Below are 18037 nucleotides of genomic sequence, written 5' to 3'. Positions count from 1 at the left end.
CAGGCGCAGCAGACCGAGGTGGCGTTCCATCTCATGGCGGGTCTTGGTCTCGAAGAATTGGCACTACGACCATCCGATCGTTGATCCTTGCTGAGGATGGTTACGCGCCACTCATCGAAAACCCCGGCGAGTTGATCGTTAAGGACTGACAATGCGCGACGAGATACTGCAGGACATCTCCGAAAGCTTTTCCGACACGTATTTCAAAGCGCGCCAGAAGTTCCTCGAGCTCGCCAAGTCTGTGAAATCGTATGAATCGCCCGCCCGGGGACCGGGTGGCGAGGAATTGTTCACCGATGCCGCTTGGTTCGGCAATCCAGACGGGTGTCATGTGGGCGTATTGATCTCGGCCACACACGGCGTAGAGGGCTACTGCGGCTCGGCTGGGCAAGTGGACTGGATGCGAGGCGGCAATGCGAGCTCGCTGGGGCCGGACCAGGCGATGTTGCTGATACATGCACTCAACCCATATGGTTTTGCGTGGAACCGCCGCGTCACCGAAGAGGGTTGTGACCTTAATCGCAACTTCGTGGACTTCTCGCAGCCTCTTCCGATTAATCCGGGGTATGACGATCTTGCGGATCATCTAGTCCCAGCACTGATAAGTGGTCCCGAGTTTGAAGCCTCTGAGCTGGCTATTGAGAAATTTCGCAAGGAGAATGGCGAAGTCGCCTTCCAAACCGCGCGAAAGGCTGGACAGTATAGTTATCCCCACGGCGTATTCTTCGGAGGCTTCGGTCCCAGTCATTCGCGTTTCACGCTAGAGAGAATTTCGGACGATTTCTCTCTAAAATCCCGGGATCAGGTGGTGATTGTCGACGCACATACCGGCCTGGGTCCCTTCGGATACGGCGAGCTTCAGACTGAGCAGCCCTCTGGGCTTGCTGGTTATGAACGTGCATTGGCAATGTTCGGCAGATCGGTAACCTCGCCTGATCTTGGGACCTCATCGTCAGTGGCGATACGGGGCTGCGTTGATGAGTTTTGGCAGCGGCTGCTAGATGAGCGTCACATTTACGTAGCGCTTGAATTCGGTACGTTCGATCCGGAGAACGGTCGAAGGGTCCTGAGAGAGGATCATTGGTTAGCGAAGAATCCCGACGCTGACCCGGACCTTGCACGAGCCATCCGACTCCGTCTTCGCGAACACTACGATCCGAGGTCGGAGGATTGGCGCGAAATGATTCTTTGGCGCAGCCGTCAGGTGCATAGGCAGATGGCTGAGGGCCTCAGATCTTCAGGGTAGATGGCGGCTTGCCGACATAGCCAGACAAAGCAGGGGGCATGATGGCAGTCAGCGATGACGTTCAGCTGCCGCGCCGGTTTGAGCAATTCACCTAGCGTCGGCGAGTTGCAAACGAACAATTCGATACTCTGGTAGTGTCGAATGGTGCAATACACCGCTGCGTCGGCTCTCGGTGCCTACACAAAAATCGCTGCGACGGATCCTGCAGATTGCACCAGTATCTTCTACATGATTAACAGTGTAACCGTCGACGCCATCGAGAGCGGTCGCGTCGCCAAAGCGGTCGAAAACTAATAGCCGGAATTGGACTACTGATTTGGTTGATTAGGGCGAGGTAGCCGCTGCTCGATCCGGCTTCTTTTCGCCTTAGCTTGATGGAGCATTTGTCGGCGACGGTCTGACGTGGTTGAGGGCGATGTGGCGCACGATATCGGTGTTTTGGGCACCGTAGCCCTTTCGCAGCCGGTAGAGGTCGTTGTTGCAAATGACCTTCTGGGGTCCAGTGGAGGGCGTTCATGATCAGCCAATTGGCCGCGCACCCCTTGAGCGGCGCTCCTTCAGTTCGGTGCGGGTACGGACGCGGATGATGTTTGCGGCGGCGGATAACCGCAACTCACCGGCAAAGCGGCGCTGACCATCGAGCCACCGGTCTCGCGGCGGTGGCGGTGCGCCTCTCGATGCGGCCATGCGCCTTGTCGAGGTCGACGAAGCGGTCAAGTCTGGTCGCGGATGCACCCTTGAAATAGCCGCCCACTTCGATGCGCATCGTCGGCTGGTTGCTCTTGACGGCCAGCGGTAGTCGGCGCCGGTATCGTTGATGGTGTTGGCGATGGTGGCATTGATAGCGATGGCAGCCGTTTACCGCCGGCTCGCTTGACAAGTACAGAATGGCAATGTCTCGCTGCTCTTACTTACGTTTTCCTGACCGAGCACCAGGCGTGCGCCGGTGCGAAGGCTGAGATCAGATGCAAGTCGTGCTGCGCGGCGAAGTCTTGCCGTAGATGGCCACGAAGTCAGGCGTGTCTGGCCAAGTCCGCGTACCCATGCGGTAAAGGCGGCTGCAACAGGCTCGGATTCTTACGATTCATGAGCAGGGTCAGCCAGCGGCGCCCGGCACTCAGTGATGGTAGGAGAGGTAGTGACGCCGAAAAGAAAGGCGCGCCTTGCCGCTAGCGCAATGGCGTCTTAGTCGTTGCAGTCGCAGATCGTCCCGCAGACCACGGTAACAGGACTCCGGGCAAAGAGTGGGCTACCCCGCCAGGCTCGGGCGGATCTTCGATCCTCTAAAGTGATCGAGCAGCGCCTTCAGGCGCGGCTTCTCAAAACCTTCGACGACAACAGTCATCAACACAGGCACTCCGAATCACAGGAGCACCCATCGAAACAACCATCGCGCAACAGGCAAAGCTCCTTAACCCGAGTCGCCGCCCTGTCTCATGATGGAGTCTGCTTGAACCCGCAACTAATCTCCAGTAGCCTTGCCCCAAGGTGCGGGGCATCGCGGGGGACAGACGGTCGTCGGGTAGGATGCGCAGCGTGTTGGAGAATGGCGTCGGCGCATTGCGGCCGATCCGCGCCGTGCTTGACGCCACGCTCGCACGGCTCCGGCCACCGCCTCGCACGCCGTCATCTCGTCGCGCGAAGACACCAATCTGCAAACTGAATTGGACGGCCGCGGCCGCCGGCTGTCTATTGACAATCAAAGAAATGGCGCTGATTGCAACCGCTAGGAAACTCCAAATGAACGCATGCTTTTTCGCTGCAGCTGATGTAACGATTGAAACACCGCGCGTCGAGGCTGAACCTGCCAATCTTGTGCGAAGCGTTGCTCTGATTCACCAGATAGCAGCGGACTCGACGAAAACTCCGGCGGTTTTCTTCGATCGTTTGCTCTCACACTGAGATGAGTTCGCTCAACCCCAAGCAGATCGACGCGATTGGTGTCAGCGATCTGCCAGAACGACTCCAGGACATCATCCGACGCCGTGACACGGTGCTCGGTCCTGGCTACCAATTTTCCGAGACGATTCCGGTGGAGTTTGTCTCGGGATTTGGTGCCCACTTGATAGACAGAGACGGCAATGATTATCTCGATGCGTTTAACAACGTTCAAGGCGTCGGCCACGCCCACAGGCACGTTGCGGATGCCGTTTCCCGCCAGATTGCCACAGTCAACACTGATACACGCTACCCCCAGGAAGCGCTGGTCGCTTATGCTGAGCGGCTACTTGCAACTTTCCCAGCTGAGCTGTCGAAGCTAAGCTTGCCCTGCACTGGGTCTGAAGCGAATGACCTAGCAATTCGGGTCGCGAGGTTCCATACGGGCGGCGAGGGTATCATAGTTACCCGTTGGGCGTTCCACGGTCGCACGCGCGAGGTCGCCAGTTTTTCCCCAATGCTAGGGGCAGGATCCCCGCTCGGACCAAACGTCCGACTCATTTCCGCGCCTGACCCCAGGCTCTGCGCACCCGGGCAATCCCTCGAGAATTATATGCGGGATCAAGTGCGTGCCGCGATTCTTGATCTCGAACGGCACGGATACCGGCTAGCAGCCTTGATTGCCGACTCCGCTTTCACCTCCGACGGCATTTTTACTCACCCTATGGGCTTCATGCAGGCAATGGTCGACGAGGTCCATGCCGCTGGCGGCGTCCACATTGCTGACGAGGTTCAATCGGGGTTCGCTCAGCTCGGGGATTCGATGTGGGGGTTCAGTCGGCACGGCGTGGTTCCCGATATCGTCACAATGGGCAAAGCGATTGGGAACGGTTTTCCTATCTCTGGCGTTGCCTTCCGCCCGGAGGTCTCTGATGAATTCGGACGAAAAGTCAGCTACTTCAACACACTGGGAGGCCGATCTCTTTCCATAGCCGCAGCGTCCGCAGTGCTCGATGTGTTCGAGCAGGAGAATGTGCGTGAACGCGTAGCCGTGAACGGAGCGACCCTGCTGGCAGGGCTTGAAACGCTGACACGGGATTCTCCATATGTTGCGGAAATCAGAGGCAGCGGCCTGTACCTTGGCGTCGAGATCATCAAGGACAGAGGGACGCCTGAGCCCGATCCCATTCGTTGTGAAAGCATCATCAAGAACCTTCGCGATCGTCGAGTTCTGATCAGCCGGACCGGCTCCGCTGGCAACGTGTTGAAAGTTCGTCCTCCAGTCGCCTTCACCGCTGCGGACGTGTCTCGATTCCTTGAGACCTTTGGCATCGTAGCGAAACAGCGGCTCTAGAGGACTCTAGCAACATGAACAAATTATCCGACGCAATGATGCAACGGCTCCTGGAGGAGAGTAGCCTGCTCTCATCAAGCCAATCTATCGACCCCTTGTTTCTAAATAACATGCTTGAAAGGCACTACGGGCTCAGCGGACGGTTTGAACGATTGGGCAGTGAAAAGGGCCATACGTTCAGGTTAAAAACCGGCGTGAATGAATACCTCGTAAAGGTGTCACCGTCTGACGAGCCTGAACAAGTTACGGCGTTGCAGATTGCGGCGATGCGTTATCTTGATGACGCCGCTCACGCCTTGCCGATCCAGCGGATCAAGCCCACGCTTGAGCGAAGGGATAGCGTTCCAGTCGACTTGGGGGATGGCACCTGTCGAACACTTAGCGTCTTCTGTTTTGTCGAGGGCCTGTTATGGGAACAAATGGATGCTAACGTCGAGCAATTGACCAAGGTGGGAGACATGCTCGGGCGAGTAAACATTGCGCTGCAACTATTCGGGCATCCGGCTGCCGAGCGCAGCTTAGTTTACGACATTAGGCACTTCCCCCTTTGGGCGGGACTTGTTGATTACGCGCCAGACCCCAAGCACCGATTGCTGGCTCAACGGGTCTTCAGGCTCTTTGAAGAAGTCGTTCTGCCGAGGCTGACAAGTCTTGAAATGCAAGTGATCCATGGTGACTACGCTCCCAACAATGTCGTGGTGGATCCGCATAGCGAGGTCTTCGTTACGGCCATCCTTGACTTTGGTGACACCGTCCATAGCGCGGTGATCTTCGATCCTGCGAATACGGTTGCGCACCTCATCGGCCGCTCTCAGGATAACCCTTGGGAGGATGCCTTTGCCTTTGTCGCCGGGTACGAGCATAGCCGACCGATAAACCAGTCAGAACTCCCGCTTTTACCAGTTGCGGCTCTCGCGCGGCTCACCATGCTGGCGTTGATCAGGTACTGGAAGGCGGAGCGCGCACCTGACCAGAGCGAGGAGCTACTGGCTAGTGCCGAGTATTACTGGGCGAACCTCGAGCGGGCCATGGGCGCACCACTGGATGATGTGGTCGCGCGATTCCGCTACCGCGCCAGTGATCCTAGTGCTTGAGCCCAACGATAGGAAGTAGTTGGCGCTTGAGGGAACGTTGCCCACCACCATACAATCGAGTACCTCGGCGATCGTATGCGATTTCAGATGTTTAGTCCCGGCATCCGTGAACGCCAGAGATCGGGAATTCTTCTTTACACGCGAGATTGCATCTGGAGCGCATATTGCTTCGCCAACGCGTGTCCGTGGTCGTCGAGTACGGAACCTAGCCCCAGGGGGCGTATCTCTTCCCTCTACTTGACCGACTACAACCAACGATAAGGAGTTATCTATGACTACGTCCGAATCGATTCCCTTCACCGGCGCACCGTTCCCAAAATCAGAGTACGAACGACGGCAGAAGAAGGTGCTTGACGAGATAGTCCGATCCGAGCTGGACGCACTCGTGGTCACCGCCCACGGTCATCTCCAGTATCTCAGCGGATACGATGGAATGGGGGCGTATTTCATGCCGTTTCCGTTGATTCTCGTGCCGGGAAGGGCTCCAATATATGTAGTCCGGGAATACGAGTTCACTGGCGTTCGTGCAGAGAGCCGCATCGATGAGTTGGTCGGTTATACAGAGCAACCAGATTTTGCCAAAGTGGCTGCCGACGTTTTACGCAGGTTGGGGTTAGCAGGCAAGAAGGTCGGGTTCGAGCTAGGCTGCTGGGGCCTCGCTCCGGCAGATGTATACGCGCTTCAGACCCTCATGCCCGAAATGAAAATTGCCGATGCCTCTCGTCTGGTCTCATCAGTTATGGCCGTGAAGAACGAGTTGGAGATTAATGCGATGCGTCATGCGATGGCCGCGACCGACGTGGCCGTGCGTGCATTTCAGCGGTCTCTGAGGGCCGGCATATCCGAAGCTGAAATGGCGGTGGCCATCCAGAGTGAGGTTACCAAGTCCGGCGGCGAGGACGTCAGGCTTGTCTCGGTCGGATTTGGCGAGAGGACGAAGCTACCGCACACGAAGCTGACACGCCATCCAATGGGTAACAACGAACCTGCGATGGTTGAAGTCGGCGGCATTAAGCAGGGGTATGCCGGGCCTCTGGTTCGCGGTGCAGTGCTTGGCAAGCATGCTGAGACCGAGACATTGCATGCTTTGGCGGAGGAGGCACTTGAAGCCGCCATCGCTGCAATCAAGCCAGGTGTAACGGCGGGAGAGGTGGACGCGGCCGCCCGCAGGGTGATCGAGCGATCTGTTAGACCCAAAGCCCTTAATCATCGGGTTGGATACCAGACCGGGTCCCCATGGGGCGAACGCGGCAATATCAGCCTGGAGCCCAGCGCCCTGGACGTCCTTCAGGCCAATATGACCGTCCATATGCCCGTCATTCTCATTGGGGAAGGTCGTTACTTGTTTGGCTGTAGCGAGACTGTCTTGGTGACGGAGCGTGGAGCGGAAATACTCAGCGGTACACCACACACACTCTATCGCGCGTGATGCGTCGCAGCAGGGATGAGCGGCATCTCCAAGAGCCAGGTCTCGCGGCTGTGCGAGGAAATCGACGACAAGGTGAAAGCCTTCGTCGAGCGGCTGATCGAGGGCGATTGGCCGTAACTGTGGATCGACGCCATGCCTGAAGGTCCGCCGCGCGCTGGGCGAATCGTCTCCCGCCATCATTGCCGTCGGCGTCAACGCGGACCGCCGGCGAAAGGTCCAGGCCATGAGGATTGGCACCTTGAGGGCCGAGCCGATTTGTTTCAGTAGCAAGTTGGGTTCCATTCCTTCGATATGCCGACGCAACTTGACGACCCTGATGCTTCCCTTTGCGGCCACCGGACCGAACTCACCGTGTAATTCCCGAACCGCATCGATCGATGCCGTTCGTTGACGCGCCGGCAAAGGATCGGGACCAAATGCATAGCAAGAATAGGCTGCTGCTCGCGCTCTTGACCGGCACGAACCACATGTTCGGTCTTGTGACCCTTCGCAGATCGCCTCGGCGTCGGCCGCATCTGTCTTGTTCTCTTTGAACTGCGGTTAGACGTATGGGGACCGGATCAGCGAGTGAAGCAGACATATTGTAGTGCAAAAACAAGAGAGGCGACGGGTCCTAAAAATAGGCATTGGCCATCTCAAAACGCGATGACATAGCCCGGAACATTATATTGGCGGATCCAATGCCAACTGCACATACTTCGTAGGTAACGGAACCAACCGCATCCGCCCGTCAACACCGTCCGGCAGAAATCGAGCGAACTGAAGTGCAGATCAAAGATGTACTCCTCGCGCCAGGAAACGGCGCGTTTTTCTACGACGATCAGGCAGCCATAAGAGCGGGCGCCTCGCAGGACGGTTTTGTCTATGTGGGCCAACCCGCGACGCCCGACTTCCAATCCATTCGCGTTCCGGCAAATTCGCTAAGTATCGGGCTTGTCCTTGTCGACGACACCGTCGTTTGGGGCGATATGATGAGCGTTCAGTATTCTGGTGCCGGTGGACGCGATGCGTTGTTTGAGACTTCGCAAATCTCGGATTTGACGTCGCGGGTCGTGGTGCCTCGGCTTATCGATGTCGATGTGTCTCGCTACCTTGATGCCTGCGCGAAGGTTTTCGAGCCCATCGGACACAAGCGGTTACCTCTCGCGATTGAGTATGGCGTCAGCCAGGCGCTCCTTCGCGCAGCAGCCCACCTTCAACGTACGACAATGGCAGAGATCGTATGCAGTGAATTTGACCTACCGCTGCCAACGCGCAGGGTCCCGATCTACTGCCAGAGCGGTGATGCTCGGGAACTTAACGTCGACAAGATGATTTTGAAAGCCGTGGATGTGCTTCCCCACGGTCTGATCAATTCACGGCAGAAATTCGGTGTCGACGGTCGGACCTTCATGGAGTTTGTGAAGTGGGTTGTGATGCGTACGCATCAAATCGGCAGTCCAGGATACCATCCGGTGCTGCATTTCGATGTGTATGGCTGGATCGGCCAGGAAATCGGTCTTGAGCCGCAACGGATCGCCGACTTTATCTGCAAGGTTGCAGATACAGTCCCGGATTTCACGCTCAACATCGAGTCCCCAGCGGATTTTGGTTCGACGCAAGCTCAAATTGAGAACTACGCCAAGATCGTATCGATTTTGGACAACCGGGGTTCCAGCGCGCGCATTGTCGTGGATGAGAGATGCAATACGCTTGAGGATATCCGGCTCTTTGCCGAAGCGAAGGCCACGCATCTCGTTCAAATCAAGACGCCCGATGTCGGCTCAATTGCCGATACAGCGCGGGCAGTTCTTCTCTGCAAAGCGAATAAGGTAGGCGCATATGTCGGGGGAAGCTGTACCGAGACAGATCTCTCCGCCCAAGTTTCCGTCCACGTATCCGTGGCAACCCAGGCCGACATGATGCTTGCAAAGCCCGGAATGGGTGTCGACGAGGCATTCTCAATTGTTGGGAACGAACAAAACCGGTTGTTGGCGATGCTGAACCATGGTCGGACCCAAAACGAAAAAATTGGATGAAAAGCACGGTGTCGTATGCAGAACTCTCTTGAGGGTATCACTGTCTTAGCCGTGGAGCAGGCCGTGGCCGCGCCTTACGCGTCTTCCCGTCTTGCCGACGCCGGCGCCCGTGTCATCAAGGTCGAGAGGCCCGAAGGGGATTTTGCCCGAAACTACGACAAGTTGGTGCGGGGACAGAGTGCTTACTTCGTCTGGCTCAACCGGGGCAAGGAGTCGGTTTGTCTGGACCTGAGGCTGGAAATGGATCGCGAGGTCCTCGACACCCTCATTGCCAATGCTGACGTCTTTATCCAGAATCTGAAGCCAGGCAGCATCGAAAAACTGGGTTTCGCGTCTGCTGATCTCCGTCGCCGTTTTCCGCGGCTGATCACCTGCGACATCTCTGGTTTCGGAGACAAGGGGCCGTATTCCCATTTGAAGGCCTACGATCTGATCGTCCAGGCAGAAACAGGTCTATGCGCTATCACCGGCAACCAACAGGGGCCTGCGCGTGTAGGGGTCTCGGTTTGCGATATCTCGGCGGGCATGACAGCGCACAGCGCCATTCTTCAGGCACTTTATCATCGCGAGGTCACCGGAGAAGGGACAGGCATCCAGGTGTCACTGTTCGATGCCGTCGCGGACTGGATGAACGTGCCGGTTCTGCAAAACGACCACAGCGGCTACCACACGGTCCGCGCGGGTGTGAAACACCCGTCGCTGGCACCATATGGCGCTTATCGTTGCGCCGACGGTAAAGAGGTCATCTTTTCGGTTCAGAATGACCGCGAATGGGTGAATTTCTGCGAGCAGTTCCTGAAGCAGCCGGGGCTTACACGCACACCTGGTTTTGCTGACAACATGGAGCGCCTCGGTCACCGTGCGCAACTTGATGAGATCATTGAACGGCGGTTTTCCGAACTGTCCTGCCACCAAGCAATGCAGGAGCTTGAGGCAGCCGGCCTGGCATATGGCCGACTGAACGAAGTGGTGGATGTTTCAAGGCATCCACACATTCGCAGGGTTGAGGTTGGCACACCCGAAGGAACCGTCGAGACGATAGCGCCGGCAGCGATTTTCAACTCGGAGCACCCCGCGCTGCGCCCAGTTCCGGCTCTTGGCGCTCATACCGAGGCTGTCCGCGAGGAGGTTCTGAGGCTTTTGCGCGAAAGAGCGGCGTCAGCGTGAGCGCGCGTCTGAGTAGGGGGAGTGCGCTCGCGGTTTGCGAAAAGCCTGTGTACCTCGGATCTTCTCAGCGCGTAGACCATCCAGCAAGCCTACTGCCGTCACGCTCGCTAAGATTGATTGCAGAGGCGACTCCATGATCAAGGACACCTTTCCGGCCGTTGAAAGAGCGATGTCTGTACCACGCTGGAGATCCCTGCTCTTCGTTCCGGCTCACGTTCCGCGCTTTGTGGAGACGGCCTGTGAGCGCGGGTCGGATGGCGTCATACTCGACCTCGAGGACTCCGTTCCCGAAGATCAAAAGGGAGAGGCACGGGGGCAGCTTCCTGAATGCGTGACAAAGGTGGGGCGCAAGGGCGCATCTGTTTTGGTCCGCGTTAATCATGGTTTGCGCGCTTTGGCGGCCGATCTTGATGCAGCAGTGATAGCGGGGGTTGACGCGCTTGTTCTTCCGAAGACGGATTCGGCAGAGTGGGTATTAGAGATCGCGAATGCGGTCTCAGGACTTGAACGGGAAAGAAATCTTGCGCCGGGACGCATCCGGTTCCTCGCTCAGATCGAGACTCCGGGCGCCTTGCAAAGGCTTGCGGCCATTGCGTCGGCGCATCCAAGGATGGTCGCAATGGCGCTCGGTCCGGAAGATTTCAGTGCCGCTGTTGGCGGCGCCCCGGAGTTCGACCTACTGTTGGCGCCGAACCTTTCTGTTCTGTTTGCCGCCCGTGCGGCCGGCTTGCTTCCGCTTGGCTTCATAGGAAGCATCAGCGAGTTCTCGGACACGCATAAACTTCGTGAAGCCGCAGTGCATGCCCGGCGGCTAGGCTTTGCAGGAGCCTTGGTGATCCATCCGACACAGGTAGCCATATTCAATGAGGCTTTCTCGCCAAGCTCCCAGGAACTCGAGTGGGCCCATACGGTCGTCGCGGCAGAAAATGATGCCGCCACGCGTGGCCTTTCTGCATTCTCGTTGAATGGCAAGATGATCGATCCGCCAGTGGTGCGACGCGCCCATGAGATCCTGGCTCTCTCCAGCAATAACTGACCTTATAATCAGCGGCCGGACAGGTGGTTGTGAAACTAGTGCGACAGTTTTGTGGCTTGCCTGCCATCTCGTTTCGAGATAGATGTACGAGTACTGGGGAACATGCCCCGGGTGGATTTTTTCATCGTGGACATCAGGCAGTTAAGATACTTTGTCGGCGTCGTCGAAGCCGGCAGTTTCACGAAGGCAGCTGCGACCCTCAATATTGCTCAGAGCGCTTTAAGCCTGCATGTGCGTCAACTGGAGGAAGGATTCGGCACACAGCTGCTGGTCCGCGACAGGACCGGTGTTAGCGTCACGGCGTCGGGAGACAAGCTGCTTGAGCGCGCGCGTCTTATCCTGAAGGAAATTCAGCTCACTGAGGCCGAACTGACCAACTCGGTGGCTGCTCCTTCCGGAGAGGTAACCATTGGCATTCCATCCGGCGCCGCTCGCGCCCTGAGCGGCCCCCTGCTTGAATCGGTGAGAACCGAACTGCCGAGGGTCTCCCTCAAGATGATCGAGGGTATGACGGGGCCGCTGGAGGAGTGGATGGCTGCTGGACGCTTCAATCTGGCGGTTCTCTACCGCACCGCGGACGGTGTGGGGCAAATGACGGTCCTGGCGCGCGAAGAGCTCTGTCTGGTCGTGCCGGCGGATGAACCGCCTTTCGAAGACTCAATATCTCTGGCGGATCTGCACGCGTTTCCGCTGGCAGTTCCTATGCGCAATAACAACGTCAGACGTTCGGTAGCCGACGTCGTTGCACAACACGGTTGCGCGCTGGACGTCAAGTTTGAAGTGGACTCGCTCTCAACGATCATCAACATGGTTATAGAGGGAAAAGCCCATTCAATTCTCGCCCCCTCGGCCGTTCAAAAAGAAGCCTCTCAAGGGCTGGTTCGGACGGTCAAAATCATTGATCCGGTGATTACTCGCTCTGTCGTGCTTGCCGTAAATCCGAAAGATGAGCGTTCCGCGGCCGTCTCCGCGGTCCGCAAGCTCATCCCCAAGGTCGCCAGGACATTGATCGAGAGCGGGCACTGGTCGGCCTCGGCTCCGGACCGGGCTTAGGCACAAGCCAGTTCAGTGCTATCGCTCCGCCGCGGCTACTGGAGCGATATCAATCTGGATTCCAGATGGGTTCGGCCAATATTCAATATTTGACCCGCCGCGACCGCGCGGCGAAACTGGCTCAAGCGAGTTCAGCGGTTTCGGTATCGAACGGCGCTCCTATGGCAAAAACTCACACAAGTAGAGCAGCACGCGATGTCCGACACCAAGAGCCACGAGCTCTTCATCAACGGCAAATGGCGGGCCGGTGGTAGCAGAGCCACATTGCCGGTGATTAATCCGGCAACGGAGAAGGTATTTGCCTCAGTCGCCTCTGCGACGGTGTCGGATCTGGATGAGGCCCTCGCTTCGGCGGAATGGAGCCGCAAGGCGTGGTCCTCGCGGCCTGCAAAAAAACGGGGCGAGATCCTGGTAGCAGCCGCAAGAATCTTGGCAACAAAGATTGAAGCAGCAGCCAGGGACCTCTCGGCTGAACAGGGAAAGACGATTGCCGAAGCGACAGGTGAGTACACGCGCGCCGTTGAAACGCTGGAATGGAACGGCAGACACGCCGAAGAGCTGTCGGCCCCGATTCCGATGGGCCCGAACCGGATGATCGTCCCGGAGCCCCTAGGTGTCGTTGCTGCCTTTACGCCATGGAACTATCCGGCCGTTCTCATCGCCCGCAAGCTCGCCCCCGCGCTGGCGGCAGGCTGCCCGGTGATCCTCAAAGGGGCTGAAGAGACCCCGAGCGTGGCGGTCCATATCGTTAAATCGCTGCGCCAAGCAGGAATCCCGGAGGGCGTGGTCAATCTGGTGTTTGGTGTGCCGGTCCATATATCGCGGCATCTGCTCAGTTCGCCAATCGTGAAGGTCTTGACTTTCACAGGTTCAACAGCAGTTGGAAAACAGCTGGCCGCGCTCGCCGCGAAAAATTTGCAGCGTTGTATCCTTGAACTGGGTGGACACTCGCCGGTTATTGTATGCAAGGATGCCGACCTGACAAAGGCCATACCGGCTATTTCGGAATACAAGTTCGAGTGTGCGGGCCAGAGCTGCAATGCGCCCAGCAGGATTCTCGTGGCTCGGCCTCTCTACGGTGAATTCCTGTCCCGGATGACCGAAGCGGTCCGCAAGATCAAGATCGGCCAACCGGACGACCCTGCAACGGAGATGGGACCGATGGCGAACGCGCGGCGAATTGAGGCCATGCGGTGCCTGACCAAGGATGCATTCGATCGTGGCGCCCGCATCGAGACCGGTGGAACCCGCCTCGACAGACCGGGCTTTTACTGGCCGCCAACCATCCTGACGGGCGTGCCAAAGGATGCCAGAGTGCTTCATGAAGAGCCGTTCGGACCGATCCTCACCGTGGCGCCGTTCGACACGATCGAAGAGGCGGTCGAGGAAGCCAACGCCACTGATTATGGCTTGGCCGCTTACTTTTTCACCGACGCTGCCGATACGCAACGAAAGCTGACCAACAGTCTTTCAGCAGGCGCTGTCAGTGTGAATTACCTGAAAGGGGTTTCCGCGGACGCGCCGTATGGAGGCGTCAAACAGAGCGGCTATGGATATGAAGGAGGCGAGCAGGGGGTGCGGAGCTTCCAGATCCTGAAAATGGTCAACGGCCTCAGCTCATTTGGATGAAATCCGTTGGGAAATAGAACACGGACCATTGCCGGCAAGGACATCACAAGGAGCGTGGCCGACGCCCTTCAGTACATCTCGTACTACCATCCTCCAGATTATATCCGCTCTCTTTCGAAGGCATATGTGCGCGAACAGAGTCCGGCGGCAAAGAACGCAATAGGGCAGATTCTGCTGAACTCCCGCATGGCGGCCTTCGGGCGGCGTCCGATCTGCCAGGACACCGGCCTCGTGGTGGTCTTCGCAAAGGTCGGCATGGACGCCCGCATCAAATCAACGGTCAGTTTCGCAGACCTCGTGAATGAGGGCGTGCGTCAGGCATATCTCGATCCTGACAATCCCCTTCGGGCATCGATCGTTGCCGATCCGCTCGCCGGACGGGTCAACACCCGTGACAACACGCCGGCGGTCGTCCACGTCGACCTTGTGCAAGGTAACCAGATCGAGATCACCATTGCCGCAAAAGGCGGCGGGTCAGAGAACAAGGCGCGCTTTGCCACCTTGAACCCCAGCGGGTCAGTTTCCGACTGGGTGGTTGACACAGTCTCGACGCTTGGAAGTGGGTGGTGTCCACCTGGCCTAATCTCCGTTGGCATCGGTGGTAGCGCTGAAAAGGCGATGCTGCTGGCCAAGGAGGCCATGAACCAGCCCATCGATATGTCGGAATTGATCGCCAGGGGGCCATCAAGCCCCGAGGAGGCACTGCGGATCGAGCTTTATGAACGGATTAACGCGCTGGGCATCGGCGCCCAGGGCCTTGGTGGCCTGACGACAGTCGTCGACGTCAAGGTTGCGACCTATCCTACTCATGCCGCATCCAAGCCCGTGGCGCTCATTCCGCAATGCGCCGCCAATCGGCACCTGAAGTTTACCTTGGACGGCTCCGGACCAATCAGTCTGGAGCCGCCCGACTTGCGCGAATGGCCCGATATCGGAACCGACGACTTGAGTCCAGCCAGCGTACGAAGGGTCAACCTCGATGCACTTACGAAGGAAGAGACGGCATTGTGGCGCTGTGGTGAAACCCTCCTTCTTTCCGGAAAGATGCTGACAGGCCGTGACGCCGCCCACAAGCGAATGGTCGAGTTGATCGACGCCGGCAAGCCGCTTCCGTTCAATCTGCAGGGACGCGTTATCTACTACGTTGGACCCGTCCGCGCCGTGAGAGATGAGGTCGTCGGACCGGCTGGCCCAACAACCTCCAGCCGCTTGGACGATTTTACGGACAAGGTGCTCGCCGAAACCGGGCTTTTCGCGATGGTAGGCAAAGCGGAGAGAGGACGCGCTGCCATCGAGTCGATTGTAAGACACAAAACGCCGTACCTCATCGCAGTAGGTGGGGCTGCCTACCTGATATCAAAATCAATCAAGTCAGCGCGGCTCATTGCCTTCGAAGACCTTGGCATGGAAGCAGTCTATGAATTCGAAGTGCAGGATATGCCTGTCATCATGGCTGTCGATGTTGAGGGAAACTCCGTTCACAATTCCGGGCCTCTTGAGTGGCGCAAGCGCATGGCGGCGGACAGCATCGCACGCAACATCGGCGTTTGAGCCTTCCGACCAAGCTCGGTTGGTTGGCGTCATTCCATTGTCGACAACGGCTAAGAGCAGAAGGTCATGAAGTCGAAACCCAATCCTGCGCGCCTGGACGCTTGGGACTTCCGGATTCTTTCAGAGATTCAGTCAGACGGCCGGATTTCAAAAAGCGAGCTTGCAAAACGCGTTCATCTTTCGGCGTCGGCTTGCTCGGAGCGGCTCCGCGCACTCGAGATAGCGGGGATTATTGAGGGGTTCTACGCGCGGCTGAGTCCGGTCCTCATCGGCGGCATGGTCTTTGTCATGGTGGAGGTCGTGCTGGAACGTCATCGCCTCGAGGACCAAAGACACTTCGAGACTGCGATCGGAGAATTTCCGGAAATCCTGGATTGCTGGGCTATCGGCGGGCGGATCGATTATCTGATGCGCGTCGCATCTCCTTCTATGGCTGCGTATCAGGGTTTCATGGAGGGACTGCTGCAGGCAGGCTTGGGGATCGATCAATATTACAGTCTTGTCGTGACCAAGCCAATCAAGTCCAATTCTCCAATCCCCTTGTCCGCACTAAGGCGACGGTAAACGTCGACGCCTTCGTTTCCACGGCTTTTGGTCCCGATTCCGCGAATTCGTCGGCGAAGGACGTGCATTCCCGCGAAACTGGAGAGGCGTTTGCGGTATGCTAATTGCTAAGGAGGCGGCCGGCCGAGTGCCCTCCGCCAATCCATCGCGAGGAGAGGGACTATGCGATTGAGTAATCTGGGAACCGAGCAACTCAGAGAGAAGGATCGAAGCTTCGTCTTTCATCCGTCTACGCATCTGGCCAAGCACAGCCGAGGCGAGACCCCAAATCGGATCATGGCCGGTGCGGAAGGCGTGTACATCTGGGATACCGAGGGCCGAAAGAGCCTCGACGGTTTCGGTGGGCTCTACTGCGTCAATATGGGATATGGCTGCACGGAAATTGCCGAGGCCATTGCCCGGCAAGCCCACGAATTGCCGTTCGCCCATGTCTATGCAAGTCAAGGAACAGAGCCAGTCGCCCTCTTGGCAGAGGCCGTGGTCGAGTATTTTGGTCAGAACATGCGAAGGGTCTTTTTCGGCCTCTCAGGTTCCGATGCCAACGAAACCAACATCAAGCTGGTCTGGTACTACAACAACATTCTGGGCCGCCCCGAAAAAAAGAAGATCATCTCGCGACATCGCGGCTATCACGGGTCTGGGCTGGTCACCGGGAGCCTGACGGGCCTTGCCTTCTTCCATAATTTCTTCGACCTGCCGTTGGATCTGGTGCGCCATACCACGACGCCGCACCACTATCGCCAGGCGCATGACGGCGAAAGTGAGCAAGCGTTCTCGGAGCGCTGCGCGGATGAACTTGAAGCCCTTATCCTCGCTGAAGGCCCGGAGACCGTTGCAGCTTTTATCGGAGAGCCCGTGCTTGGGACAGGCGGTATCGTTCCGCCCCCAAAAGGATACTGGACCGCTATCCATGGCGTGCTCGACAAGTACGATATCCTCCTCATCGCCGACGAAGTGGTCTGCGGGTTTGGACGAACCGGCGAGAAATTCGGTTCCCACCTCTATGGCATGCGGCCGGACTTCGTGACCATCGCCAAGGGTTTGAGTTCCGCCTACCTGCCCATCTCCGGGTCAATCATTGGCGACCGCGTCTGGTCGGTCTTGGAACAAGGAACAGAGAAGCACGGCGCGCTCGGCCATGGCTGGACATATTCGGGTCACACGCTTTGCGCTGCGGCCGCGCTCGCCAATATTCGACTCCTAAAGGAAAGAAATATCCTGGAACATGTCCGCGATGTCGGACCATATTGGCATGCCCGCATGAATGCCGAACTGGCAGGACACCCCATCGTCGGCGAGGTTCGTGGTGTCGGAATCCTCTCCGCCGTAGAGCTGATGCGGGATCCAAAACAAAGAATACCGTTTGAACCCGATCTTCAGGTCGGCGTTCGCATCGCCGCTGCTCTGTTCGAGAACGGTGTCATCGGCCGCGCAATGCCGCATGGCGATATCCTCGGCTTTGCCCCACCTTTGATAATCACCCGGAAGGAGATCGACATAATCGTCGACGCAACCGCGAAATCAGTCGAGACAACCTATCGCGCGCTGAAGGCTGAGAGTGCGATATGAACAGAGCCCACGCGAACGAGCCCCGGGTTCGACGACATCCCGGTAACCAACGTGGTGTTCCCTGGGGTGAACTTTCCCACGGACCAGACGCTTTGACATCAGGCCGTCGTTAGGACTGGTCGCCCATTGGCGTCCCATTGGTGAAGACGGGTTGACAGCACATTTCGCGCCGAGCCGACCGAAACTGCTAAACTTCAAGCCGTCAGATTCTAAGCATGCTTCGGATAACATCGATCGCAAGCGAAAACCAAACCAGTTCTGCCGCCGCTGTCCTGTTGCCCAACGACCAGGGCGTTTGTGCGGCGCGCCCTGCCGGTGTACCGTAAGCGATGCGCCAAGGCACCTTTCCCGAAATCGTCTTGATGGTTAGATCGATCGTTGGTCCGCGCGGCGGCGCCGATCACTTCGGATCGTCATAGCGGGTGACGTAGTGGAGTTCGCGCAGGGCG

The 18037-nt window shown here is 57.7% G+C and carries 13 protein-coding genes and 2 pseudogenes; 14 read left to right on the top strand and 1 reads right to left on the bottom strand.

Annotation, left to right across the window (positions count from 1 at the left end; all coding sequences use genetic code 11):
- Nucleotides 1–151: 151 nt before the first annotated feature.
- Nucleotides 152–1246 carry a M14 family metallopeptidase gene (locus J1C56_RS32375; RefSeq protein ID WP_214394015.1) on the top strand — a complete coding sequence of 365 codons (1095 nt, stop codon included), beginning with the start codon at nucleotides 152–154 and terminating at the stop codon, nucleotides 1244–1246.
- Nucleotides 1247–1574: 328 nt separating this feature from the next.
- Here J1C56_RS32375 and J1C56_RS32370 read toward each other — a convergent pair.
- Nucleotides 1575–2591 (bottom strand): annotated as a pseudogene (locus J1C56_RS32370) (ISAs1 family transposase); the annotation flags it as partial.
- Between the two features lie 191 nt (nucleotides 2592–2782).
- Here J1C56_RS32370 and J1C56_RS32365 point away from each other — a divergent pair.
- From J1C56_RS32365 to J1C56_RS32305, 13 genes and pseudogenes are all read left to right on the top strand, one after another.
- A complete protein-coding gene (locus J1C56_RS32365; RefSeq protein WP_214394014.1) occupies nucleotides 2783–3148 on the top strand; it encodes a hypothetical protein in 366 nt (121 codons plus the stop codon).
- Between the two features lies 1 nt (nucleotide 3149).
- Complete coding sequence (locus J1C56_RS32360) at nucleotides 3150–4478, top strand: aspartate aminotransferase family protein (protein ID WP_214394013.1); 1329 nt, start codon at nucleotides 3150–3152, stop codon at nucleotides 4476–4478.
- A gap of 14 nt (nucleotides 4479–4492) precedes the next feature.
- On the top strand, nucleotides 4493–5572 hold the full coding sequence (locus tag J1C56_RS32355; RefSeq protein ID WP_214394012.1) for a phosphotransferase: 1080 nt from the start codon (nucleotides 4493–4495) through the stop codon (nucleotides 5570–5572).
- A 271-nt stretch (nucleotides 5573–5843) separates the two neighbouring features.
- The gene (locus tag J1C56_RS32350; protein WP_214394011.1) at nucleotides 5844–7001 is read left to right on the top strand and encodes a M24 family metallopeptidase; all 1158 of its coding nucleotides are present in this window, start codon (nucleotides 5844–5846) and stop codon (nucleotides 6999–7001) included.
- A 6-nt stretch (nucleotides 7002–7007) separates the two neighbouring features.
- Nucleotides 7008–7254: pseudogene (locus J1C56_RS32345) on the top strand (transposase); the annotation flags it as partial.
- A 511-nt stretch (nucleotides 7255–7765) separates the two neighbouring features.
- Nucleotides 7766–9019 carry a methylaspartate ammonia-lyase gene (locus tag J1C56_RS32340; RefSeq protein ID WP_214394010.1) on the top strand — a complete coding sequence of 418 codons (1254 nt, stop codon included), beginning with the start codon at nucleotides 7766–7768 and terminating at the stop codon, nucleotides 9017–9019.
- Between the two features lie 15 nt (nucleotides 9020–9034).
- Complete coding sequence (locus tag J1C56_RS32335; RefSeq protein WP_214394009.1) at nucleotides 9035–10186, top strand: CaiB/BaiF CoA transferase family protein; 1152 nt, start codon at nucleotides 9035–9037, stop codon at nucleotides 10184–10186.
- 133 nt (nucleotides 10187–10319) lie between these two features.
- On the top strand, nucleotides 10320–11222 hold the full coding sequence (locus tag J1C56_RS32330; RefSeq protein ID WP_246592296.1) for an HpcH/HpaI aldolase/citrate lyase family protein: 903 nt from the start codon (nucleotides 10320–10322) through the stop codon (nucleotides 11220–11222).
- Between the two features lie 126 nt (nucleotides 11223–11348).
- Entirely contained in the window at nucleotides 11349–12275 is a 927-nt protein-coding gene (locus J1C56_RS32325; protein WP_214394021.1) for a LysR family transcriptional regulator, read from the top strand.
- A 195-nt stretch (nucleotides 12276–12470) separates the two neighbouring features.
- Nucleotides 12471–13904 carry an NAD-dependent succinate-semialdehyde dehydrogenase gene (locus J1C56_RS32320; RefSeq protein WP_214394008.1) on the top strand — a complete coding sequence of 478 codons (1434 nt, stop codon included), beginning with the start codon at nucleotides 12471–12473 and terminating at the stop codon, nucleotides 13902–13904.
- Nucleotides 13905–13910: 6 nt separating this feature from the next.
- Nucleotides 13911–15455, top strand: coding sequence for a fumarate hydratase (locus tag J1C56_RS32315; protein ID WP_214394007.1), 1545 nt, complete (start codon nucleotides 13911–13913; stop codon nucleotides 15453–15455).
- Nucleotides 15456–15521: 66 nt separating this feature from the next.
- On the top strand, nucleotides 15522–16019 hold the full coding sequence (locus tag J1C56_RS32310) for an Lrp/AsnC family transcriptional regulator (RefSeq protein ID WP_214394006.1): 498 nt from the start codon (nucleotides 15522–15524) through the stop codon (nucleotides 16017–16019).
- A 162-nt stretch (nucleotides 16020–16181) separates the two neighbouring features.
- The gene (locus J1C56_RS32305) at nucleotides 16182–17588 is read left to right on the top strand and encodes an aspartate aminotransferase family protein (protein WP_214394005.1); all 1407 of its coding nucleotides are present in this window, start codon (nucleotides 16182–16184) and stop codon (nucleotides 17586–17588) included.
- Nucleotides 17589–18037 lie beyond the last annotated feature (449 nt).

Origin of the sequence: Aminobacter anthyllidis, from assembly GCF_018555685.1 — a bacterium.
GTDB classification, from domain to species: domain Bacteria; phylum Pseudomonadota; class Alphaproteobacteria; order Rhizobiales; family Rhizobiaceae; genus Aminobacter; species Aminobacter anthyllidis.
This window is presented reverse-complemented; position numbering and strand designations above follow the sequence as displayed.